At 71.1% G+C, this 22,751-nt stretch carries 21 protein-coding genes; 14 read left to right on the forward strand and 7 right to left on the reverse strand.

All coding sequences use genetic code 11. The features are described from left to right. The first annotated feature begins 69 nt into the window (after window positions 1-69). On the forward strand, window positions 70-981 hold the full coding sequence (locus tag PV679_RS17970; RefSeq protein ID WP_319681301.1) for an NYN domain-containing protein: 912 nt from the start codon (window positions 70-72) through the stop codon (window positions 979-981). Window positions 982-1,078: 97 nt separating this feature from the next. Further along, entirely contained in the window at window positions 1,079-1,924 is an 846-nt protein-coding gene (locus PV679_RS17975; protein ID WP_319681302.1) for an alpha/beta hydrolase, read from the forward strand. A 92-nt stretch (window positions 1,925-2,016) separates the two neighbouring features. Here PV679_RS17975 and PV679_RS17980 read toward each other — a convergent pair whose 3' ends face one another. After that, window positions 2,017-3,894 (reverse strand): DEAD/DEAH box helicase, encoded by a 1,878-nt coding sequence (locus tag PV679_RS17980; RefSeq protein ID WP_319681303.1) that lies wholly within the window; start codon window positions 3,892-3,894, stop codon window positions 2,017-2,019. A 507-nt stretch (window positions 3,895-4,401) separates the two neighbouring features. Here PV679_RS17980 and PV679_RS17985 point away from each other — a divergent pair. Beyond that, entirely contained in the window at window positions 4,402-5,148 is a 747-nt protein-coding gene (locus PV679_RS17985) for a ferritin-like fold-containing protein (protein WP_319681304.1), read from the forward strand. Window positions 5,149-5,230: 82 nt separating this feature from the next. Here the strand turns inward: PV679_RS17985 and PV679_RS17990 are convergent, their stop codons facing one another. The 5 genes from PV679_RS17990 to PV679_RS36200 form a co-directional block, all read right to left on the reverse strand. Further along, window positions 5,231-5,497: a hypothetical protein gene (locus PV679_RS17990; protein WP_319681305.1), complete on the reverse strand. Its 267-nt coding sequence runs from the start codon at window positions 5,495-5,497 to the stop codon at window positions 5,231-5,233. A 186-nt stretch (window positions 5,498-5,683) separates the two neighbouring features. Continuing rightward, window positions 5,684-5,911 carry a DUF3107 domain-containing protein gene (locus tag PV679_RS17995; RefSeq protein WP_046500385.1) on the reverse strand — a complete coding sequence of 76 codons (228 nt, stop codon included), beginning with the start codon at window positions 5,909-5,911 and terminating at the stop codon, window positions 5,684-5,686. A gap of 133 nt (window positions 5,912-6,044) precedes the next feature. Beyond that, on the reverse strand, window positions 6,045-6,686 hold the full coding sequence (locus PV679_RS18000; RefSeq protein ID WP_319681306.1) for a TetR/AcrR family transcriptional regulator: 642 nt from the start codon (window positions 6,684-6,686) through the stop codon (window positions 6,045-6,047). Between the two features lie 163 nt (window positions 6,687-6,849). After that, the gene (locus tag PV679_RS18005; RefSeq protein ID WP_319681307.1) at window positions 6,850-7,077 is read right to left on the reverse strand and encodes a hypothetical protein; all 228 of its coding nucleotides are present in this window, start codon (window positions 7,075-7,077) and stop codon (window positions 6,850-6,852) included. Between the two features lie 55 nt (window positions 7,078-7,132). Continuing rightward, window positions 7,133-7,198, reverse strand: a complete 66-nt coding sequence (locus PV679_RS36200; RefSeq protein WP_416069748.1) for a cytochrome c3 family protein — start codon at window positions 7,196-7,198, stop codon at window positions 7,133-7,135. Window positions 7,199-7,224: 26 nt separating this feature from the next. Here PV679_RS36200 and PV679_RS18010 point away from each other — a divergent pair, with 26 nt between their 5' ends. From PV679_RS18010 to moeZ, 11 genes are all read left to right on the forward strand, one after another. Beyond that, on the forward strand, window positions 7,225-8,187 hold the full coding sequence (locus tag PV679_RS18010; RefSeq protein ID WP_319681308.1) for an alpha/beta hydrolase: 963 nt from the start codon (window positions 7,225-7,227) through the stop codon (window positions 8,185-8,187). Window positions 8,188-8,195: 8 nt separating this feature from the next. Continuing rightward, window positions 8,196-9,518, forward strand: a complete 1,323-nt coding sequence (locus PV679_RS18015) for a DUF3152 domain-containing protein (RefSeq protein WP_319681310.1) — start codon at window positions 8,196-8,198, stop codon at window positions 9,516-9,518. Window positions 9,519-9,574: 56 nt separating this feature from the next. Next, on the forward strand, window positions 9,575-9,670 hold the full coding sequence (locus PV679_RS18020) for an Ms4533A family Cys-rich leader peptide (RefSeq protein WP_319681311.1): 96 nt from the start codon (window positions 9,575-9,577) through the stop codon (window positions 9,668-9,670). Window positions 9,671-9,873: 203 nt separating this feature from the next. Further along, the gene (locus tag PV679_RS18025; protein WP_319681312.1) at window positions 9,874-11,598 is read left to right on the forward strand and encodes an ABC transporter substrate-binding protein; all 1,725 of its coding nucleotides are present in this window, start codon (window positions 9,874-9,876) and stop codon (window positions 11,596-11,598) included. A gap of 32 nt (window positions 11,599-11,630) precedes the next feature. Next, the gene (locus PV679_RS18030) at window positions 11,631-12,596 is read left to right on the forward strand and encodes an ABC transporter permease (RefSeq protein WP_416069749.1); all 966 of its coding nucleotides are present in this window, start codon (window positions 11,631-11,633) and stop codon (window positions 12,594-12,596) included. Further along, entirely contained in the window at window positions 12,593-13,582 is a 990-nt protein-coding gene (locus tag PV679_RS18035) for an ABC transporter permease (protein WP_319681314.1), read from the forward strand. Before PV679_RS18030 ends, PV679_RS18035 begins: the two co-directional genes overlap by 4 nt. Next, on the forward strand, window positions 13,579-15,234 hold the full coding sequence (locus PV679_RS18040; RefSeq protein WP_319681315.1) for an ABC transporter ATP-binding protein: 1,656 nt from the start codon (window positions 13,579-13,581) through the stop codon (window positions 15,232-15,234). Before PV679_RS18035 ends, PV679_RS18040 begins: the two co-directional genes overlap by 4 nt. A gap of 190 nt (window positions 15,235-15,424) precedes the next feature. Further along, window positions 15,425-17,155: a DUF3492 domain-containing protein gene (locus PV679_RS18045; protein WP_319681317.1), complete on the forward strand. Its 1,731-nt coding sequence runs from the start codon at window positions 15,425-15,427 to the stop codon at window positions 17,153-17,155. Window positions 17,156-17,168: 13 nt separating this feature from the next. After that, a complete protein-coding gene (locus PV679_RS18050; RefSeq protein ID WP_319681318.1) occupies window positions 17,169-18,488 on the forward strand; it encodes a hypothetical protein in 1,320 nt (439 codons plus the stop codon). Window positions 18,489-18,647: 159 nt separating this feature from the next. Then, a complete protein-coding gene (locus PV679_RS18055; RefSeq protein ID WP_319681319.1) occupies window positions 18,648-19,622 on the forward strand; it encodes an NAD-dependent epimerase/dehydratase family protein in 975 nt (324 codons plus the stop codon). A 213-nt stretch (window positions 19,623-19,835) separates the two neighbouring features. After that, window positions 19,836-21,014, forward strand: a complete 1,179-nt coding sequence (gene moeZ / locus PV679_RS18060; RefSeq protein WP_319681320.1) for an adenylyltransferase/sulfurtransferase MoeZ — start codon at window positions 19,836-19,838, stop codon at window positions 21,012-21,014. A gap of 66 nt (window positions 21,015-21,080) precedes the next feature. Here the strand turns inward: moeZ and PV679_RS18065 are convergent, their stop codons facing one another. After that, complete coding sequence (locus tag PV679_RS18065; protein ID WP_319681321.1) at window positions 21,081-22,661, reverse strand: alpha/beta hydrolase; 1,581 nt, start codon at window positions 22,659-22,661, stop codon at window positions 21,081-21,083. Window positions 22,662-22,751 lie beyond the last annotated feature (90 nt).

Consider the following 22,751-nt stretch of genomic DNA (forward strand, 5'->3'; position numbering starts at 1 on the left):
CGCTAACGAAATTCTTTCGTCGGCCAACTACTGGCGGGTACGGTGTCGTCCACAGAGAATGAACCGCGTATGAACGAGGCAGACATCAACCCGGATATCACCGACATCGGCGCCCGGCTGGAGCGCACCAATGAGCTGCTCCAGCGCATGCTCGCCGAAGTCGCGAAGACCCCGTCCACACATGCCATCTTCGTCGACGCGGGTTACGTCTATGCTGCGGCGGGGTTGCTTGTAGCGGGCACCGAAGACCGGCGTGCCTTCGACCTCGACGCCGAAGGGCTCATCGAGGCGTTCATCGACAAGGCCCGGATCATCTTCGCGGACAGCCGGCTGCTCCGCGTCTACTGGTACGACGGCGCCAGGCGCCGGATCCACACCTCCGAGCAGCAGTCCATCGCCGAGCTGCCCGACGTCAAGGTCAGACTCGGCAACCTCAACGCCAACAACCAGCAGAAGGGCGTCGACTCACTGATCCGCACGGATCTCGAATCGCTCGCCCGGCACCGGGCCATCAGCGACGCGGCGCTGGTCGGCGGCGACGAGGACCTGGTGTCCGCCGTCGAGGCCGCCCAGGGATACGGCGCCCGGGTCCACCTCTGGGGCATCGAGGCCGGAGAAGGGCGTAACCAGGCGGAACCGCTGCTCTGGGAGGTCGACAGCCAGCGCACCTTCGACCTGGACTTCTGCCGCCCGTATGTCACCCGGCGTCCCGTCACGACGTACGAGCACGAGGGCGAGCCGCCGCCCTCCCGCGACCAGGTCCGCTTCATCGGCGCGCAGATCGCCGCGACCTGGCTGGCCGAGCGCGGACGGGAGGCGATGGGTGAGCTGCTGCCGGGCCATCCGTATCTGCCGGGGCCGGTGGACCAGGATCTGCTGATCGAGGCGGAGAAGCTGCTCCAGCGGTCGCTGCGGGGCCACGCGATGCTGCGGCGGTCGCTGCGGGACGGCTTCTGGCAGCACCTGCAGTCGCAGTACTGAGCCGGCGCTCGCGCCTGGCCGGGCGCCGCACGGGAGGAGCCGTTCCGGTCCTCGGGACGGGCGGCGCCGTGTCCGGTACAGGGCCTAATCTCGTCGCATGAGTCGGCCGCCCACCTTCATCCCGCCACCCTGCGCCCGCGCCTTCGGCCTGTCGACCCGCCGCGGCCGGTTCGCCGTGCTCGACGCGCGGCCGGCCACCGGCACGCCACAGGCAACCGTTCTGCTGCTGCCCGGATTCACCGGGAGCAAGGAGGACTTCATCGCGCTGCTGGAACCGTTGACCGAGGCCGGATACCGAGCCGTCGCCGTGGACGGCCGCGGTCAGTACGAGACCGGGGGACCGGACACCCAAGAGGCATACACACAGAGCGAGTTGGCCGCGGACGTACTGGCGCAGACGGAGGCCCTCGGGACTCCGGTGCATCTGCTCGGACACTCGCTCGGAGGACAGATCGCCCGCGCCGCCGTCCTGTTGGACCGCGGCCCGTTCCTCTCGCTGACGCTGATGTCCTCCGGGCCGGCGGAGGTCGCACCGGTCCAGCGGCAACGGGTCAAACTGCTCGGCGACGCGCTCGCGACCATGTCGATGGAGCAGGTCTGGGAGGCCATGCGGGCGATGGAGCCGCCGGAGGAGACCCCTGTCGACGGTGCCGATCTGCGCAGACGCTGGCTGCGGACCAATCCCGCCCAGCTCATCGCCACCGGCCGTCAGCTCACCGTGGAGCCGGACCGCGTGGACGAGCTGGCCGCCGTCCGGCCGCTGCCGAAGCATGTGCTGTCCGGAGAGCGGGACGACACCTGGCCGGTGCCGCTGCTCGACGCCATGGCGCAGCGGCTCGGAGCACGCAGGACGGTCGTCACGGGCGCCCAGCACTCGCCCAACACCGACCGGCCGCTGGAGACCGCCGCCGCGCTGACGGACTTCTGGGACGGCCGCCACTGACCGGTGACGGCCACGGCTGACGGCCGCGCGGTCCTGGCACGCCGACGGCCCGGCTCCTCCGCTCGGGAGGGGCCGGGCCGTCGGGCGGCGGATCAGCTCTCGGGCTGGGCCGCTGTCGTACGGGTGCGCCGGCGGCGCGGCTGGGGCACCGCCTCCGCCTCGGGCGCCTCCGCGGTCGTCGCGGCGGCGACGGCGGCGGTCTTGGCGACGCGGGTCCGGCGGCGGGGCTTTGTCTCCGCCTCGGCCTCCGGGGCCTCGGCCGGGGCTTCGACGGTCACCGCGGTGTCGGCCGCGGGCTTGGTCCTGGCGACGCGGGTCCTGCGGCGGGGCTTGGCCTCGGCCTCAGGGGCCTCGGCCGGTGTCTCCGCGGCCGGAGCCGCCTCCGCCTGCCCGTCCGTTTCGGCCACCGGCTTCACGGCCCTGGTGCGGCGACGGCGCTGCTTGGGCGCGGTCTCGGCCTCCGGCTCCGTCACCACGGACACGGGCTCGGTCACCACGGACTCTGTGAGGACCTCCGAGGACTCCAGGAGCGCGGTCTCCGCTCCGGAGGACGCGACACCGACGCGGGTGCGCCGGCGCCGGCGCGGGGCGCGCGGCTCGGCCGGCCGCTCCGCGTTCTCCGGAGCCTCCACCGCCGGCGCTCCCGGGTCCGAGACCTGCTGCTCGATGTCGTCCAGCGCGGAACCGCCGCGAGTACGGCGGCGCTGGCGCGGCGGGCGCGTACGGGCCGGGCGCTCTTCCTGCACCGCCGCGGCGGCGGACTTGCGGCCACGGCCTCCGGTCTCGCCGAGATCCTCGACCTGCTCGGCCGAGAGACCGGCGCGGGTCCGCTCGGCACGCGGCAGGACGCCCTTGGTCCCGGCCGGAATGGCCAGCTCCTCGAACAGGTGCGGGGACGTGGAGTACGTCTCCGGCGGGTCCGGGAAGCCGAGGTCCAGCGCCTTGTTGATGAGCTGCCAGCGCGGGATGTCGTCCCAGTCGACCAGCGTGACGGCCGTACCGGACGCGCCCGCCCGGCCCGTGCGGCCGATGCGGTGGAGGTAGGTCTTCTCCTCTTCCGGCGACTGGTAGTTGATGACATGCGTCACACCCTCGACGTCGATACCGCGAGCGGCGACGTCGGTGCAGACCAGTACATCCACCTTGCCGTTGCGGAACGCGCGCAGCGCCTGCTCACGGGCGCCCTGGCCCAGGTCGCCGTGGACGGCGCCGGAGGCGAAGCCGCGCTGGGCGAGCTGGTCGGCGATGTCCGCCGCCGTGCGCTTGGTACGGCAGAAGATCATCGCGAGCCCGCGGCCCTCGGCCTGGAGGATGCGCGCGACCATCTCCGGCTTGTCCATGGAGTGGGCACGGTAGACGCGCTGCGTGGTGTTGGCCACGGTCGCGCCCGCGTCGTCCGGCGAGGTGGCGCTGATGTGCGTGGGCTGCGACATGTAGCGGCGGGCGAGGCCGATGACCGCACCGGGCATCGTCGCGGAGAACAGCATCGTCTGGCGCTTGGGCGGCAGGAGCTGGATGATCTTCTCGACGTCGGGCAGGAAGCCCAGGTCGAGCATCTCGTCCGCCTCGTCCAGGACGAGCGCGCGCACATGCGAGAGATCGAGCTTCTTCTGGCCCGCCAGGTCGAGCAGCCGGCCCGGGGTGCCGACAATCACATCGACGCCCTTCTTGAGGGCCTCGACCTGCGGCTCGTAGGCACGGCCGCCGTAGATCGCCAGCACGCGTACATTGCGCACCTTGCCGGCGGTCAGGAGGTCGTTGGTGACCTGCGTGCACAGCTCCCGGGTGGGGACGACGACCAGCGCCTGCGGGGCGTTGGTCAGCTTCTCGGGCACGGCGCGGCCGGCCTCGACGTCCGCCGGGACGGTGACGCGTTCAAGGAGGGGGAGGCCGAAGCCGAGCGTCTTGCCCGTGCCGGTCTTGGCCTGTCCGATGACGTCCTTGCCGCTGAGCGCGACCGGGAGGGTCATCTCCTGGATGGGAAACGGAGTGATGATGCCGACGGCTTCGAGTGCTTCAGCCGTCTCGGGGAGGATTCCGAGGTCTCGGAAAGTCGTAGTCAGGGTGCTGCCTCTTCTGTGAGACGCGGCGCGAGGCGAACGCGGGGGTCGTACCGCACCTGGGTACTCGGCCGGCCGTGGATTGGCCGGATGGCGCGGGACCACTGCCATCGCTCGAGCGCTCGTGCCGCTGAGGGGGCCCCTCATCTGCAGTTCGTACGCTGCTGTGCGTACGATCCGCACGGAGGGCGGTCGGGTCGGAGCCGATCGGGCCACCGACCGGGCATCCTCGTGTGGGTTCGTCCGAGGGAACGCCCCTCGCACAAACACTGCGATCGCCCACCGGATAGTCGGCAGGCGCATTACCACTGTACCCCGGAATCGTGCATGTGTGTCGGGCGAATTCGTCGAAACGGTGTGGCGGCGGTGTTTGTCCGGACCCTTACACGGCGCGGAGAGCGGGCTATTGTGCCGTTCATGGAGACGCCGCACAACGCCACCGCACCCGCACCCGTAGCCGAGGAGCCCACTGGCATCGCCGCGCAGGACTGGGCCACGGCCTCTGCCGAGCCGAAGTACCGCGCCGCGGTCGTGGATCTGCTGGGAGCGCTCGCCTATGGCGAGCTGGCGGCCTTCGAGCGGCTGGCGGACGACGCCAAGCTCGCGCCGACCCTGGCCGACAAGGCGGCGCTGGCCAAAATGGCCTCCGCGGAATTCCAGCATTTCGAGCGGCTGAATGAGCGGCTGCGCGCGGTCGACGCCGAGCCGACCGGCGCGATGGAGCCGTTCGCCAAGGCGCTGGACGACTTCCACCGGCTGACCGCGCCGTCGGACTGGCTGGAGGGCCTGGTCAAGGCGTACGTCGGCGACTCGATCGCCAGCGACTTCTACCGCGAGGTGGCCGCCAGGCTGGACACCGACACCCGCGCTCTGGTGCTGGCCGTCCTCGACGACACCGGACACGGCAACTTCGCCGTGGAGAAGGTCCGCGCCGCGATCGAGGCCGAGCCGCGGGTCGGCGGACGGCTGGCGCTCTGGGCGCGGCGGCTGATGGGAGAGGCGCTCTCGCAGGCGCAGCGTGTGGTGGCGGACCGGGACGCGCTCTCCACGATGCTGGTGGGCGGAGTGGGCGGCGGCTTCGATCTCGCGGAGGTCGGCCGGATGTTCTCCCGGATCACCGAGGCCCACACCAAGCGGATGGCCGCGCTGGGACTGGCGGCCTGAGCCGAAGCCGGACCGCCCGGTACAGGGCGGTCCAGTGTGGTCCAGGGACTGTCCGGCGGCCCTGAGCTCCGCCGGACCTGCCTCAGGGCAGGGCCCGGCTCAGCCGGCGGCTCGCGGGGCGGAGCAGCAGCGACAAGAGCACCGCTCCCACCAGCAGCGCGCCGCCGAGCGTCGCCAGGACATGACCGGCGCCGAGCGCCATATGCGTCAGATAAGCGCCGAAGAGAGCGCCGACCGGTCCGGTGATGAAAACGGTCCGGCGCGCGGGAAGCCGGTGAGGCAGGCGACGGGCCGCGGCCCACGAAAGACCGAGTCCGAGCAGGACCGATCCGAGAGCTTCCCAGATCACTGCTGATCACCTCATCGCCGGGAGTGGGCACTTGGGTCTGGACCGCTGTCCGACCCAGCACGTCACTACCCGAACGACATGCGGCGCAACCCTTTCGCGATCACCGGAGGAGGCGCCTTCCGCGCACAGCGGAACGGCCCCGCGGGAGTCCCGCGGGGCCGTTCCGGATGTCCGTGACGACGCGTTCTACAGCGCGCCGAATCCGACCCGTCGTGTCGTCGGCTCACCGATCTCCACGTACGCGACCCGCTCGGCCGGTACGAGGACCTTGCGCCCCTTGTCGTCCGTGAGACTGAGGAGCTGCGCCTTGCCGGCCAGCGCGTCGGCCACGGCGCGCTCGACCTCCTCGGCGGACTGCCCGCTCTCCAGAACGATCTCCCGGGGCGCGTGCTGCACGCCGATCTTGACCTCCACGGCTATGTCCCTCCGAACGGTCGGTGCGTTGCGCGGTCAGCCGCGCTGTACCCAGCACACATTAGCCGGGCCGGACGGCGCGCAGGACGCCGTGGTCAACGCCCGCAGCGAACAAGCGCCGCCGGGACGGCCCTCAGTGCTGCTCGCTGCCGTGCAGCGGGAAGCCGGCGATACCGCGCCAGGCCAGTGAGGTGAGCAGCCGGACCGCCTGTTCGCGCGGGATCGCGGACTCGCTGGAGAGCCAGTACCTGGCCACCACCTGGGAGACGCCGCCGAGGCCCACGGCCAGCAGCATGGACTCCTCCTTCGACAGCCCGGTGTCCTCGGCGATCACATCGGAGATCGCCTCCGCGCACTGCAGCGCGACCCGGTCGACGCGCTCGCGCACCGCCGGCTCGTTCGTCAGGTCCGACTCGAAGACCAGCCGGAACGCGCCGCCCTCGTCCTCGACGTAGGCGAAGTAGGCGTCCATCGTCGCCTCGACGCGCAGTTTGTTGTCCGTCGTCGACGCCAGCGCCGTACGGACCGCCAGGAGGAGCGCCTCGCAGTGCTGGTCCAGCAGCGCGAGATACAGCTCCAGCTTCCCCGGGAAGTGCTGATACAGGACCGGCTTGCTGACGCCGGCCCGTTCCGCGATGTCGTCCATCGCGGCGGAGTGGTAGCCCTGGGCCACGAATACTTCCTGTGCCGCGCCCAGTAGCTGGTTGCGTCGGGCGCGGCGGGGCAGGCGGGTGCCTCGCGGGCGTGCCGCCTCGGTCTGCTCTATGGCTGTCACGCCGCCTCCCAAAGATCGTTCCGTGCGCGCGTTGCGCCGCCCGGCCATCGTACTTTTGGGTAACGGGGCTGTGCGTGGCGCGAACGCAGAATTTCACGGACCGGACGCACCTGGTGACCGGGAGACCTCCCCGGACAGGCGCGAACGCCGCCCATGAGGCGGCTCAGCGATAATCCTCGTCGTCCTCGTCCGGGTCGACGGCCCGTGCCTGCTCGACGGCGTCTCCCTCGCTGGCCTTGCCCGGATCGATACGCGTCAATGGCTCGTCGCCCCGTGGCCGCACCTCGGTGTGCTGCTCCACGGCGTCGGCCTCCGGGGTCTCCTCGTCCAGCTCGACTTCCTCGTCGTCGTCCGTTTCGAGTGTCTCGGGATCCGTCGGGTCTTCCGGCATACGGTGCCCTTTCTCTTCGCGGAGGAAAGAGGGGCGCGGGGCGAGCGGCCCCTCACTACGAGCGTAGGAGTCCCGGATGCGTAACGCCATGCGGTCCGTGACACCGAACACACAAATCCATGCGTGATCGTCTCGTAACATTGCCGTATGTCTTCGACCGAGCTGCCGGAATCCCTCGCCGCCGCGGCGGCTCCGCGGGTCAGTCCCGTACGGGTCGCGGAGGGCGAGACGCTCCGTTCCGTGGCACTGTCCGGGGTCACGCTGACCTTACGGTCGCGGCCCGCCACCCGTACCGGAGCGCCGCCCGCGCTGTATGTCCACGGGCTCGGCGGCTGCTCGCAGAACTGGTCCTCGCTGATGCCGCTCCTGGAGGACGTGGTCGACGGCGAGGCCGTGGATCTGCCCGGCTTCGGAGACTCACCGCCGCCGGACGACGGCGACTACTCGGTCACCGGTCACGCCCGCGCGGTGATCCGGCTGCTGGACGCGAGCGGGCGCGGTCCCGTGCATCTCTTCGGCAACTCGCTCGGCGGCGCCGTCGCCACCCGGGTCGCGGCCGTCCGCTCCGATCTGGTGCGCACGCTCACCCTGGTCTCACCGGCGCTGCCGGAGCTCCGGGTGCAGCGCTCCGCCGTCCCCACCGCGCTGCTGGCGGTGCCCGGTGTCACCGCGCTGTTCGGCAGGCTGACCAAGGACTGGACCGCGGAGCAGCGCACCCGCGGGATGATGGCGCTCTGTTACGGCGACCCGTCGACGGTGACCGAGGAGGAGCTGCTCAACGCGGTGCGGGAGATGGAGCGCCGGCTTCAACTGCCGTATTTCTGGGACGCGATGACACGCTCGGCGCGAGGCATCGTCAACGCCTACACCCTCGGCGGTCAGCACGGGCTGTGGCGGCAGGCCGAGCGGGTGCTCGCGCCGACCCTGCTTGTCTACGGCGGGCGGGATCAGTTGGTTTCGTACCGTATGGCCCGCCGGGCGTCGGCCGCCTTCCGTGATTCCCGGCTCCTGACACTCCCTGACGCGGGGCATGTTGCCATGATGGAGTACCCGCGGGAGGTCGCCCAGGCCTGCCGGGAACTCATCGACGACTACGACAGCAGGAGCTGATCCGGCGCGTGGGACGACACAGCCGCAGAGGCCCCGCTCCCCAGGGCTCGAAGAGCACGGCCGGCGGCGCGTCCGGCGAACCGGAGCCGGAACAGGCGGCCGCGGGCAAGCGCAGGCGCGGGAATTCCCGGGCCGGCCAGGACCTCGGGCAGCGTGCGGATGTGGAGCACGGCGCGCCGGCCGGCGGCGGTCCGCAGGTGCGCGGCGGCCATCCCGAACAGCGTGAGTCCGGCGGCGGCTGGGGTTCGGCGCAGCGCTACGGTGACGCCCGCACCGCTCCGCGCCCCGCGGCTCCACCGCGGCAGAAGCGGTCGCCCGCGACCGAGGTACCGCTGATCCCGGGACCGCGACGCGAGTTCCTGGACGCGTTCGAGGTCTTCGACGCGTTCGACGCGCCGCCCTCCAGGGCCGCCTCGCGGCAGGCCGCCGCGCCACCCGCGTATCCCTCGCTCGACGACCTGGACGGCGCTGACGGGACCGGCTCGGCCGGCGGCGGACCTGAGCGGCCCGCCAAGGGCGGCAAGGGACGCGCCTTCACCGGGATCGCCGCCGCCGCGGTGATCACGGTGCTCGCCGTCGTGGTGGCCGGTCAGGTCGCCGACGGCGGTGGGAATCCGGTCGACGCCAAGGCGGCGGAGCGCCTCGACCGCGGCCCGGCCGGCGGTGACGCCTCCCGCTCGGACGGCCGGCCGACACCGGTCGGCGAGGCACCGGCCGCGCCGCCGGTCGCCGGCTATGAGGAACTGATGGCCAAGAGGCTCTCGCTCGATCCCAGGATGAAGGCGTCCGGAGACTTCACCGCCGTGCCCGGCTTCGAGAAGGCGCCGGGCAAGGGACGGAAGTTCCGTTACCGGGTGGATGTCGAGAACGGTCTCGGCCTGGACGGGAACCTCTTCGCGAAAGCCGTCCAGAAGACCCTGAACGACGACCGGAGCTGGGCGCACCGGGGCGCCATGACCTTCGAGCGGATCTCCGGCGGCAAGGCCGACTTCGTCGTCACTCTGGCGAGCCCGGGGACGACGGCCGTCTGGTGCGCCAAGTCCGGTCTGGACACGACCGTCGACAATGTGTCGTGCGACTCGCTCTTCACCGATCGCGTGATGATCAACGCGTACCGCTGGGCGGAGGGCGCGAAGACCTATGGCGACGACGCGATGTTCAGCTACCGCGAGATGCTCATCAACCATGAGGTCGGACACCGGCTCAAACACAATCACGAGGACTGTGAGACACCTGGCGCGCCCGCTCCGGTGATGCAGCAGCAGACCAAGTCGCTGAGCCTCAACGGCATCGAATGCGAGGCCAATCCCTGGCCATATCCCGAAGATTGAGACGGCCGTCTCAAACGACGTTGACATCGGGCGCGGGGTCGTTCATATTTTTGGGCATGTCACCCCGCCGCGCCGCTACCGGTCATGCCGTCATTGAGCTCACGCTCATTGGCGTGACCGCGCTGTGCGTGGCAGACATTCACTGTCGCTGACGCCAGCCCGAGCGCGCGTCGGCCGAGCCTTTTCGCCGTAAGTGTCCGCGCCTGGGCGTATTTCGTCCGCGAATGGGTGTGGCAGGCAGATCCTCTTCTTCCTCTCCGTCACTGCCGTCTGTGCGGACGATGGGCGTTTCGCGCCTTTTCTCCTTCTTCCCGCTGAAACTCTGCCTGTGCAGCACACCGAGAGGCCTCTTCCGATGCGTCAACCGTCCGTCATATCCCGCCGCGTGGCAGCGGCAGCCGTCACCCTGGTCGTGGCAGCCGGTGCCGCGGCCTGCGCGGGCCCCGAGGACAACGATGCCAAGGCCGGTGCGACAGGCACGGCCAAGCCTCAGAAGGGCGGCACGCTCTCCGTCCTGAACAGCTCCGCGCAGAGCGACTTCGACCCGGCCCGCCTCTACACGTCCGGCGGCGGCAACATCCCCTCGCTGGTCTTCCGTACGCTGACCACCCGTAACCGTGAGAACGGCGCGGCCGGCAACGAGGTCGTCCCCGACCTCGCCACCGACACCGGCCGTCCCAACGCGGACGCCACGGAGTGGACGTACACCCTCAAAGAGGACCTGAAGTTCGAGGACGGCACCCCGGTCACCAGTGCCGACATCAAGTACGGCGTCGAGCGCTCGTTCGCCGCGGAGCTCTCCGGCGGCGCGCCCTATCTGCGCGACTGGCTGATCGGCGGCGCGGACTACCAGGGCCCGTACAAGGACAAGAAGGGCCTCGACTCGATCGAGACGCCGGACGCCAGGACCATCGTCTTCAAGCTCAACAAGCCCGAGGGCGACTTCCCCTTCCTGGCCACCGCCACGCAGTTCGCGCCGGTGCCGAAGGCCAAGGACACCGGAGCGAAGTACGAGGAGCACCCCGTCTCCTCGGGTCCGTACAAGGTCGTCAAGAACGAGGGCGACGGCGAACACCTCGTGCTGGAGCGCAACCCGAACTGGTCGGAGAAGACCGACGCGGAGCGCCACGCCTACCCGGACAAGATCGACGTGAAGGCGGGCCTCGACTCGGCCGTCATCAACCAGCGGCTGACCACCAGCTCGGGCGCGGACGCCGCGGCCATCACCACCGACACCAACCTCGGCCCCGCCGAGCTGGCGCAGATCGGCAATGACAAGGCGCTCTCCGGCCGCGTCGGCACCGGGCACTTCGGCTACACGAACTACCTCGCCTTCAACCCGAAGGTGAAGCCGTTCGACAACCCGAAGGTGCGCCAGGCGATCTCGTACGCGGTCAACCGGACCAGCGTCATCAACGCGGCCGGCGGCTCCGCTCTCGCCGAGCCCGCGACCACCTTCCTGCCGAACCAGAAGGCGTTCGGCTACACGCCGTACGACCACTTCCCGGCAGGCAAGACCGGCGACCCGGCGAAGGCCAAGGAGCTGCTGAAGGAGGCCGGCTACCCGAACGGGCTGACCATCTCCCTCACCCACTCCACCGAGCAGAACCGCGAGACCAGCCCCGAGGTCGCCACGGCCGTCCAGGAGGCGCTGAAGCAGGCCGGGATCACGGTCAAGCTGGTGGGCCTGGAGCCCAACGCGTTCAACGAGGCGCGCTGGACCGTCAAGAACGGCCCCGGCTTCTTCATCTCCCGGTGGGGCGCGGACTGGCCGTCCGGAGGCCCGTTCCTGGCTCCGATCTTCGACGGCCGGCAGATCGTCAAGGACGGCGCCAACTTCAACCACGCGCAGCTCGACGACCCGGCGGTCAACAAGGAGATCGACGAGATCAACAAGCTGACCGACCCGAACGCCGCCGCCGTGCGGTGGGGCGCGCTCGACAAGAAGATCGGTGAGCAGGCGCTCGACGTGCCGCTCTTCCACCCGGTCTACAAGCGGCTGGTCGGCAAGGACGTCAAGAATGTCGTGATCAGCGACTGGACCGGTGTGCTCGACATCTCGCAGGTCGCGGTCAAGTGAGCACTGTTCCTGATCTGCTGGCGCCCGGGGCGGTGGCGGCGACGCCCGCCGCCTCGGGCGCCCGCCAGGCGTGGCGACGGCTGCGGGCACGTCCCGCGGCCGTCGTCTCGGCCGGCGTTCTCGTCCTGCTGGTGGTGCTGGCGCTCGCCGCGCCGCTGCTCGCCGCGCTGGAGGGCCAGGACGCGAACTCGTACCACGACTCACTGGTGGACTCGGCGCGCGGCGGTGTGCCGCTCGGCTCGTTCGGCGGCGTGAGCGGCGACCACTGGCTCGGTGTCGAACCGGGCACCGGGCGGGACCTGTTCGTACGCGTGCTGTACGGAGCCCGGATCTCGCTGCTCGTGGCCGTGGGCGCGACCGTGGTGCAGGTGGTGATCGGTGTCGCGGTCGGCCTCGCGGCCGGACTCGGCAACCGTTTCCTCGACAGCCTTCTCAGCCGGATCACCGATGTGATGATCGCGCTGCCCATGCTTGTCCTCGCCATCGCGCTGACGGCCGTCGTGCCCGCCGATTTCCCGCGCCCGCTGCTGCTGATCCTGGTCATCGGGCTGCTGAACTGGGGCGGTACGTCACGGATCGTCCGAGCGCAGACGCTGACGCTGAAGCAGCTCGACTTCGTGGCCGCGGCCCGCCTCGGCGGCTCCGGCCGCTGGCGGGTGGCGCGGCGCGAGCTGCTGCCGTCGCTCGCGGCGCCCGTCATCACCTACGCGGCGATCCTGCTGCCCTCGAACATCGTGATCGAGGCGTCCCTGTCCTTCCTGGGTGTCGGGGTCAAGCCGCCGACGCCGTCGTGGGGACAGATGCTGTCGACCGCGCAGACCTGGTTCCGGGCGGACCCGATGTATGTCCTGCTCCCGGCCGGGCTGCTGTTCGTGACCGTCCTCGCCTTCACCGTGCTGGGCGACGCGGTGCGGACCGCGCTGGACCCGAGGGAAGCCAGCAGGCTGCGGATCGGGACGCGGAAGTCCCGCAAGATGTCCAGGGAAACGGCCTCATGACCCGCTATCTGCTCAAACGGCTCGGCGGCGCGCTGCTCGTCATGCTCGTGCTCTCCGTCGTGATCTACGCGCTCTTCTATCTGGCGCCGGGCGACCCGGCGAGACTCGCCTGCGGCGAACGGTGCTCCCCGCAGCAGGTCGCGCAGGTGCGTGAGCAGCTCGGCCTCGGCGACTCGGTGTATGTGCAGTACGCGCACTTCCTCCAGGGGATCTTCGCCGGGCGCGACTACTCCACCGGCACGGCCGCGCTGCACTGCGACGCGCCCTGCCTCGGCTTCTCGTACCAGACCGACCAGCAGGTCACGCAGCTCATCCTGGAGCGGCTGCCGGCCACCGCCTCGCTCGCCTTCGGCGCGATGGCGATCTGCCTGATCATCGGCGTGGGCAGCGGACTGCTCTCGGCGCTGCGCCGGGGCGGGTTCACGGAGCGCGCGCTGACCGTGCTCACTCTCGCAGGGACCGGCACGCCGGTCTTCATCCTCGGGCTGCTGCTTCTGATGGTGGTGTGCGCGTATCTCCAGTGGCTGCCGTTCCCGTCGTATGTGCCGCTGTCCGACAATCCCGAGCAGTGGGCCTGGAACATGCTGCTGCCCTGGCTCGCGCTGGGCTTCTTCGAAAGCGCCAAATACGCGCGGCTGACGCGCAGCTCCACGCTGGAGACGCTGGCCGAGGACCATATCCGCACCTTCCGCGCGTACGGCGTCGGCGAGCGGACGGTCGTCGCGCGGCACGCGCTGCGCGGCGCCGTGCCACCGGTCATCGCGCTCAGCGCCCTGGACCTCGGCACGATGATGGGCGGCGCGGTGCTGACCGAGTCCCTCTTCAACATCCCGGGCATCGGCAAGACACTGATCGACGGCGTACGCGATGTCGACCTGCCGGTGGTGGTGGGAGTGGTGCTGGTCATCGGCGCGGCCGTCGTGCTGGCGAACGTGGTCGCGGACCTGCTGTACGCCGCGGCCGACCGAAGGGTGGCTCTCCTGTGACGGAGCAACTGGTCCTGGTGGAAAACCTCACCGTCGACTTCTCGCCGGGAGAGGAGACCGTACGGGCCGTGGACGGGCTGTCCTTCTCGCTCGGCGCCGGCCGGGCGATCGGCCTGGTCGGTGAATCCGGCAGCGGCAAGAGCACGGTCGCGGGCGCGCTGCTGGGTCTGCACCGCGGGACGGGCGCCCGCGTCGGCGGCACGGTGCGGGTCGGCGGCACGGATGTGAACGCGGCGTCCGACCGCGAACTGCGCGCGCTGCGCGGAGCGGTGGCCGCGATGGTCTTCCAGGACCCGCTGTCGTCCCTGGATCCGTACTACGCGGTCGGCGACCAGATCGCCGAGGTCTACCGGGTCCATACGGACGCCTCGCGACGGGCGGCCCGCGCACGGGCCGTGGAGGTCCTCGACCGGGTCGGCATCCCGGACGCGGCGCGCCGCGCGAAGGCCCGGCCGCACGAATTCAGCGGCGGGATGCGCCAGCGCGCGCTGATCGCGATGGCGCTCGCCTGCGAACCACGGCTGCTGATCGCCGACGAACCGACCACCGCGCTGGATGTCACCGTCCAGGCCCAGATCCTGGACCTCCTCCATGATCTGCGCCGCGAGACGGGCATGGGGCTGCTGCTGGTCACCCATGACGTCGGCGTCGCGGCGGAGAGCGTGGACGAGATCCTGGTGATGCGGCACGGCCGGGAGGTGGAGCGAGGCGCGGTGGCCGAGGTGCTCGGCGCTCCGGAGGACGGCTACACGCGCGCACTGCTCGCGGCGGTGCCCCGGGTGGACGCGGCGGTGCTGACCCGGCCCGGCCCCGACCGGTCGGACGACGTGCTGATCGAAGCGGACGGCCTGCGGCGGGAGTTCCGGCGCGGACGCCAGACGGTCACCGCCGTGGACGGCGTGTCGCTCACCGTCCGTCCCGGCGAGACCCTGGGCATCGTCGGCGAGAGCGGCAGCGGCAAGACCACCCTCGGCCGGATGCTCGTACGGCTGCTGGATCCGAGCGGCGGGCGGCTGAGCTACCGGGGCGCGGAGATCGGGTCGCTGTCCGAGAAGGAGCTGCGGCCCTACCGGCGCGAGCTCCAGATGGTGTTCCAGGATCCCGTCTCCTCGCTCAACCCACGCCGTTCCGTGGGCGAGTCCGTCGCCGATCCGCTGCGGGCCGCCGGAGTGCTCGACGAGACGCGGATCGTCGCGCGGGTACGCGAACTGCTGGAGCGGGTCGGCCTCGATCCCGACCGGTACGACCGGTATCCGCACGAGTTCAGCGGCGGCCAGCGCCAGCGCGTCGGGATCGCCCGGGCGCTCGCGGCCGAGCCGCGGCTCATCGTCTGCGACGAGCCCGTCTCCGCACTCGATGTGACGACCCAGGCGCAGGTCACCGCGCTCCTGGCGGAGCTCCAGCGGGAGCTGGGCCTGGCGCTGGTCTTCATCGCTCATGACCTCGCCGTCGTACGGCAGGTCAGCGACCGGGTCGCGGTCATGCGGAACGGCAGGATCGTCGAACAGGGCAGCGTGGACGAGGTGTACGGCGCGCCCGCCCACCCGTACACGAGGCAGCTTCTCGCCGCTGTGCCCGCGCTCGACCCGGCCCGCGCCGCCGCGCGCCGGTCGGCTCGCAAGGCACTCCCCGAAGGTATGGCCGTGGCCTGACCTTCCGTAAGGAAAGGGCTCCGTAGCGCGACTGAACGCCGCGGGTCCGAGAAAGTTACGTGCATTCACCCCTTCCGGTGGTGCGACGGACAACCGTCCGTCGTACCACCGGTCTGTCCGCTTACGGTCTTCCCGCTGCGAGTCGCCGGATCAACGGCGGCCGTCCACAAGGGAGATCGGGGGTGTCCTCGTGCGGATCGGACTGCTTACGGACGGTGGCTATCCGTATGCGACAGGCGAGTCCAGGCTCTGGTGCGACCGGCTCGTGCGCGGGCTCGCACAGCACGAGTTCGACATCTACGCGCTGGGCCGCAGCGCCCAGCAGGAAGAACGCGGCTGGATAGAGCTGCCGCCGCAGGTCCAGCGGGTGCGCACCGCGTCTCTGTGGGCGTCGGCCGACGACGGCCGCGGCCATGGCCGGCGTGACCGGCGCCGGTTCGCGGCCCACTTCGGACAACTGGTCGCGGCCGTCTGCTCCGCCGACGCGCAAGGCCCGGAAGGCGCCGCGGGCTCCGGAGGCGCGGACGGTTTCGCGGCGGGCCTCTACGGACTGGCCGACCTGGCCAGGGAGCGCGGCGGACTGTACGCCGCACTGCGCTCCGAAGCCGCCGTACGGCTGCTGGAGGCCGCCTGCCGGGCTCCCGGCGCACGCCGGAGCGTGCAATCCGCCACCGTCGCCGACTACCTGACGTTCGCGGATCGGCTGGAGCGCACTCTGCGCCCCCTCTCGCTCGACTGGTACGGCGACGACGGTCTGGGCGCGGCCGACCTCTGCCATGCCGCGTCCGCCGGATCCGCGGCGCTGTCGGGCCTGTTGGCCAAACGCTTCTTCGGGGTACCGCTGCTGGTGACGGAGTACGGCGTACAACTGCGCGCGCACTACCTCGCCACCGCCGGAGTGAGCGCGCCGGCGGAGCCCTCCGTCGGCGCCCCGGTCCGCGCCCTGCTCGCCGCCTTCCAGGGACGGCTGGCCGCCGAGGTCTACCGGCAGGCGAGCGTCATCACCCCGGGCAACACCCATGCCAGACGCTGGCAGGAGAGATGCGGCGCCGACCCCGCCAAGCTGCGCACGGTCTATCCCGGTGTGGAGGCGGAGCGGTTCTCGACGGTGGGTGACGGACCCGACAGCGCCGACCCCGCCACCCTCGTCTGGGTCGGCAGGATCGAACCGGCCAAGGACCTCGTCTCGCTGCTGCACGCCTTCGTCGAGGTCCGCAAGGCGGAACCGGGCGCCCGGCTGCGGATCGTGGGCGCGCCCGCGCCGGGCCCCGCCGCGACCGCCTATCTCAGCTATTGCCGGGGCCTGGCCGCGCAGCTCTTTCCCGACGAGGCGGCCGACGCGCACAGCGCCGGCGACAATCCCGTCTCCTTCGAGGAGATGGGCGGCCCGGAAGTCCCCGAGCTGCCCGACGCCTACGCGGCGGGCGGTGTGGTCGTCCTCTCCAGCGTGGTCGAGGGCTTCCCGATCAGCCTTGTCGAGGCGATGTTCTGCGGGCGGGCGACGGTCTCCACGGATGTCGGCGCGGTCGTCGAAGTCATCGGCGGTACGGGGCTCGTGGTGCCGCCGCGCAATCCGCGGGCGCTCGCGGACGCCTGCGTCGCGCTGCTGCGCGACCCCGAGCGCCGCGACCGGCTGGGCGCGGCGGCTCGCTCCCGGGCGCTGGAACTCTTCAGCGTCGAGCAGAACCTCGCGGCGTTCCACGGCATCTATCTGGAACTCATCTCGCGCAGCCCCGTACGGCGACCGGCGGAGGCCGTGGACGCCGCCGGGGAGCCGCTGCCCTTCGCCAACCCGGCCGAGACCTATGTCCCTGGCCGCTGGACCGCCGGGCGCCCGCCGCTGCCGCAGCGCCCGCCGCGCCGTCCGGACACAGCCGTACCCGTCGGCGCGCGCGCCGGAGCGGGTGAGAGCGATGTCTGACGAAGGCGCTCCCTTGAATCCACCGCTGAATACACCGCTGAATCCACCGCGCACGCCGAATACACCGCTGAATACGCCGCGCACACCCCATACGCCGGACGCACCGGCTTCCACCGGACCGGACCGCTGGGACTTCCGCTTCCAGACGCTCCTTCCCGGCGAGCCTCCCACTCCGGCGGCGCGTCCACCGGAAGAGGCGGCCGGCCCCGCCGCGCCGTCCGGCGCCGCCGCGAGGAACCCCGCCGCCCGGCGCGGGCCCGTCGATCCGGTCAGAACCCTGATGCACCGGCACCGGCTGCTCTGCGAGCAGGCGGTCGACCCACTGGAGATCGCCGCCGGTCTTGAGGCACACGGGATCACCGACCGGACCGCCGCCCGCTTCCGGCACCGGGACGTCTTCTCGCTCGCCGAGGAGCTGTACGCGCGCGTCCCGCGCGGCACGGACCTGGAGACCGCCGGCCGGCCCGCGACCGGTGCGGATTCCGGCGCGGGCCGGGACGGGCGCGCGGGCTGGACGGACCGGTCCCGGTGGGCCGTCCTCGCCCTGCTGCCCGGCGTCGTGTGCTCACTGACGCTGGTGGCCCTCGCGCACAGCAGCGGGCAACGACAGCTCGCGATAGCCCTGGCGGGAGCCTGCGCGCTCTCCGGAACGCTCTCCGCCTGCCTCCGGCGCGGGCCGCTGCGCGCCGAGGGCCGCCGGGCCCCGGCCGCCGGGCTCTGGGTGTACTGGCTGCTGGCCTTTCTGCTCTGCGGCGAGGCGGTGCTGGACCGGCTCGCCGGTGACGGCCCGGGCGCTTCCTGGTCCGCGACCCTGACGCCTCTCGCGGTGCTCGCCTGCTCCGTCGCACCCGCCGCCTGGTGCGCCCGGCTCTTCTCCGTACAGGCGCGGCGCCGGCTCACGGACAGCCGTGGACTCGCCGACTTCGCGGCCGGTGCGCGTCCCTTGCTGCTCGCCGCCGTGGGACTGTACGCCGCCGCTCTGACCGGTCTCTCGCTGCTCGCCGCGCCCGTCTTCGGAGACGACGAACCGGGCGCACTCGCTCCCACCGTCACCCTCGGCACCCTGCTGTTCCTCGCCCGGCTGCTGACGGTCCACGGCTTTCCGGAGCCGGCGGCCACCGGACTCGCCGCCGCCTGTGCCGTGGAAGCCCTGGCCTGCGCGTCCGCGCCGGCGGGCCGGCTCCCGGGCGGTGAGTTCCTCGCCGTGCCCGTCCGGGCCCTCGTCCGTGACTGGGGCGGCGGAACCGTATCCGCACTCGCCTGCGGAGCGGCCGCTCTCGGGCTCCTCACGCACGCCGCCGTCGCCCTCTCCCGGGCCTCGGCCCACCGCTGACGTACGTATGCGTCCCGGCATCCCGACATCCCAGGCCCACGGAGCCGCCGATATCCCACGCGTATCCCGTGACAAGCGCACCGCGACACACCTCAAGGAGACGACAGACATGACCCCGCAAAACCCAGCACCGGCCCTGCGGCACCGAGGGGCCGCGCGATGAGGGTCCTGCTGCTCGGTGCCAATGGATTCCTCGGCCGCTTCGTGGCCGACCGGCTGCTCGCCGACCCCGCCGTCCACCTCACCGCGCTCGGCCGCGGCGACGACGCCGACGTACGGTTCGACCTCGCGGGCGGCAGCCCGGGAGCGCTCACCCGCTTCCTGGACGCCGTCCATCCCGGCGTGGTCATCAACTGCGCGGGCGCGACCCGCGGCGGCGCCCGCGAGCTGACCCGCCACAACACGGTCGCCGTCGCCACCGTCTGCGAGGCCCTGCGCCGCAGCGGCTGCGGGGCCCGGCTGGTCCAGCTCGGCTGCGCGTCCGAGTACGGGCCGTCCCAGCACGGCTCGTCGACCGCGGAGGACGCCGTGCCGCGTCCCGGCGGCCCGTACGGCGTAAGCAAACTCGCCGCGTCCGAACTGGTGCTGGGCGCCGGGCTCGACGCCATCGTGCTCAGGGTGTTCTCGCCGGTCGGTCCCGGCACACCGGCGGGCTCTCCGCTCGGCCGGCTCGCGGAGGCGATGCGCCGCGCCATGCAGTCCGGCGACGGTGAGCTGAAGCTCGGCGGCCTCGGAGTGCAGCGCGACTTCGTCGACGTACGCGATGTGGCGCGCGCCGTGCACGCCGCCTCGCTCTCCGCCGCGCAGGGCATCGTCAATATCGGCACCGGTCGCGCCGTACGGCTCAGGGACGCCGCCGCCGTCCTGGCGCGGGTCGCCGGCTACGCGGGCGCCATGCACGAGCTGGATGTGCCCGCCGGACCGATCCGCTCCGGCCACGCGACGGTCGGCGCGCCTCGGGGCGAGCCGATGGTGGAACACCTGGGCATCGGGCCGTTCCCGTATCCCGACGGCTGTGGGAGCTGGCAGCAGGCGGATGTACGCACCGCGCGTGACCGGCTCGGCTGGCGGCCCCGGATCAATCTGGAGGAGTCACTCGCCGACATCTGGATGGAGGCGGCATGCCGCATCTGACCGCGGCCGCCGGCCGGTTCCGGGCGCTTCGCCGCCCGGGGCCGGCCCGGCTCCGGTCCTGCTGACCGCGGGCGCTCCGGGACACTGCCCGGCCACTGGGACGGCGTCGTCTCGCGAGGCGGACCGGGTGTCTCGGAATGAGAGGGGCCGTGGCAGTGTTATGGGGTTAAGAACCGTACTGAATGACCGACCAACCCCCTTGTTGAGGTCCTTGTGTCGCTGCCACCCCTGGTCGAGCCCGCTGCCGAGCTCACCGTCGACGAGGTCCGCAGGTACTCCCGTCATCTGATCATTCCGGACGTTGGGATGGACGGGCAGAAGCGGCTGAAGAACGCGAAGGTGCTGTGTGTGGGAGCCGGAGGCCTGGGCTCTCCGGCTCTGATGTACCTGGCCGCGGCCGGTGTCGGCACGCTCGGCATCGTGGAGTTCGACGAGGTCGACGAGTCGAACCTGCAGCGCCAGATCATCCACAGCCAGGCCGATATCGGCCGGTCCAAGGCGCAGTCCGCGCGTGACTCCGTCCTCGGTATCAACCCCTATGTGAACGTGATCCTTCACGAAGAGCGGCTTGAGGCCGAGAACGTGATGGAGATCTTCTCGCAGTACGACCTGATCGTGGACGGCACGGACAACTTCGCCACCCGCTATCTCGTCAACGACGCCTGCGTGCTGCTGAACAAGCCGTACGTATGGGGTTCGATCTACCGCTTCGACGGCCAGGCCAGCGTGTTCTGGTCCGAGTACGGCCCCTGCTACCGCTGCCTCTACCCGGAGCCCCCGCCTCCCGGCATGGTCCCGTCCTGCGCCGAGGGCGGTGTGCTGGGCGTGCTCTGCGCGTCCATCGGCTCCATCCAGGTCACCGAGGCGATCAAGGTCCTGGCGGGTGTCGGCGAGCCGCTGGTCGGCCGGCTGATGATCTACGACGCTCTGGAGATGCAGTACCGCCAGGTCAAGGTCCGCAAGGACCCCGACTGCGCGGTCTGCGGCGAGAACCCGACCGTCACCGAACTCATCGACTACGAGGCCTTCTGCGGTGTCGTGTCGGAGGAGGCCCAGGAGGCGGCGGCCGGTTCGACGATCACTCCCAAGCAGCTCAAGGAGTGGATCGACGACAAGGAGAACATCGAGATCATCGATGTCCGGGAGCCGAACGAGTACGAGATCGTCTCGATCCCCGGCGCGAAGCTGATCCCGAAGAACGAGTTCCTGATGGGCACCGCTCTGGAGACCCTGCCGCAGGACAAGAAGATCGTCCTGCACTGCAAGACGGGTGTCCGCAGCGCGGAGGTCCTGGCGGTGCTCAAGTCCGCGGGCTTCTCGGACGCGGTGCACGTCGGTGGCGGTGTCATCGGCTGGGTCAACCAGATCGAGCCGGACAAGCCGGTCTACTGAGACCTGACGCTTTCCCCATGAAGGGGCCGGTCCGCACGGACCGGCCCCTTCACCACGGTCAGACGCCTAGTCGCAGACGGTGCCCGCCGCGGGCACCTTGTCGTTCAGCAGATAGCCGTTCACGGCGTCCTGCACACAGGCGTTGCCGCTGTTGTACGCGCCGTGGCCCTGCCCGCGATAGGTGATCTCGACGCCGACACCCTTGCCCAGCGCGTTGGCCATCGCCTTCGCGCCGGCGTACGGGGTCGCCGGGTCACCGGTGTTGCCGATGATCAGGATCGGTGCCGAGCCCGGAGCGCTCACATCGGGTGTCGTCCACTGCCCCGGCACCGGCCACTTGGTGCAGCCCATCAGCCCCCAGCCCAGGAAGTCCCCGAAGACGGGCGAGGCCGCGCGGAACTCCGGCAGCTTCGCCTTGGTCTGCTCCAGCGTGTAACGCTCCTTGGAGTCCACACAGTTGACGGCCGCGTTGGCCGCCTGGAGATTGCTGTACTGGCCCTTCTCGTCGCGTCCGTTCATCGAGTCGGACAGGGCGAGCAGCAGGGCGCCGCTGCCCGCGTCGGCCTCGTCCACGCCTTCCTCCAGCAGCGGCCAGAACTCCTTCGAATAGAGCGCCTGCGCGATGCCGTTGGTGGCCTGGGTCTGCGTCAGCTCACGGTCGCCGATGCCCGCGATGGGCTGCTTGTCGAGCCGGTCGAGCAGTCCCGTGATGTGCGCCTCGACCTCCTTCGGAGTGCTGCCGGGCAGTTTGCAGGCGTCGCCGCGGGCCACACAGTCCTTCTCGAAGTTCTCCAGAGCGAGCTGGAAGCCCTTTGTCTGGCCGAGCGAGCCCTGTTCGGAGTTCTCGGTCGGGTTGACGACGGCGTCGAAGACGGCCCTGCCGACGGACTTCGGATACAGATGGGCGTAGACGCCGCCCAGTTCGGTGCCGTACGAGATGCCGAAGTAGTTGAGTCTGTTGTCGCCGAGGACCTTCCGCATCGTCTCCATGTCGCGGGCGGCATTGGTCGTGCCCACATACGGCAGCGCGGTACCGGAGTTCTTCTCGCAGGCCGCCGCGTAGGTCGCCAGCCCGTCGGTGAAGGCTTTCTCCTCGGCGGCGTCGTCCGGGGTGGCGTCCTGGGCGTAGTACGCGTCGAGCTGCCTGGCGTTCTCGCACTCCACGCCGTCGCTGCGGCCGACCCCGCGCGGGTCGAAGCTGACCAGGTCGTACCGGGAGCGGAGCTTCTCGTAATCGTTGGCGAAGGACGGCAGCGTGGCGACGCCGGAGCCGCCGGGGCCGCCGAAGTTGAAGACGAGGGAGCCGATCCGCCGGGCCTGGTCGCGGGCCTTGGCCCGGATGAGGGCCAGCTTGATCGTGGCGCCGTCCGGCTTGGCGTAGTCGAGCGGGACGGTCATGGACGAGCACTCCCACTGAGCGCCGCCGGGCAGTGGTGACGGCGCCGTACCGCCGCCTTCCGCCGTGTCCGGGGCCGGGCATCTCTTCCAGTCCAGCCGCTGGGAAGCCATGTCCTTGGGCCTGACCGTACTGCCGGACTCTCCGCTGTCGGCGCCTCCGTTGTCGGAGCATCCGGTGGCGGCCAGCAGTGCGGCGGCGGTGACGGCGGCAAGACCCGTGCCGCGCCGGGTGGCGGGGGATGTCGGCATGGCCCCATCGTGCGCCCCGGCGGCGTGGGCCGCGCGGGGCCGCGGGCCATGCGGGTGGCGGCCACATCCCGGCCACACCTCCCGGAAGCC

It is taken from the genome of Streptomyces sp. AK02-01A (assembly GCF_033795305.1).
Taxonomy (GTDB): domain Bacteria; phylum Actinomycetota; class Actinomycetes; order Streptomycetales; family Streptomycetaceae; genus Streptomyces.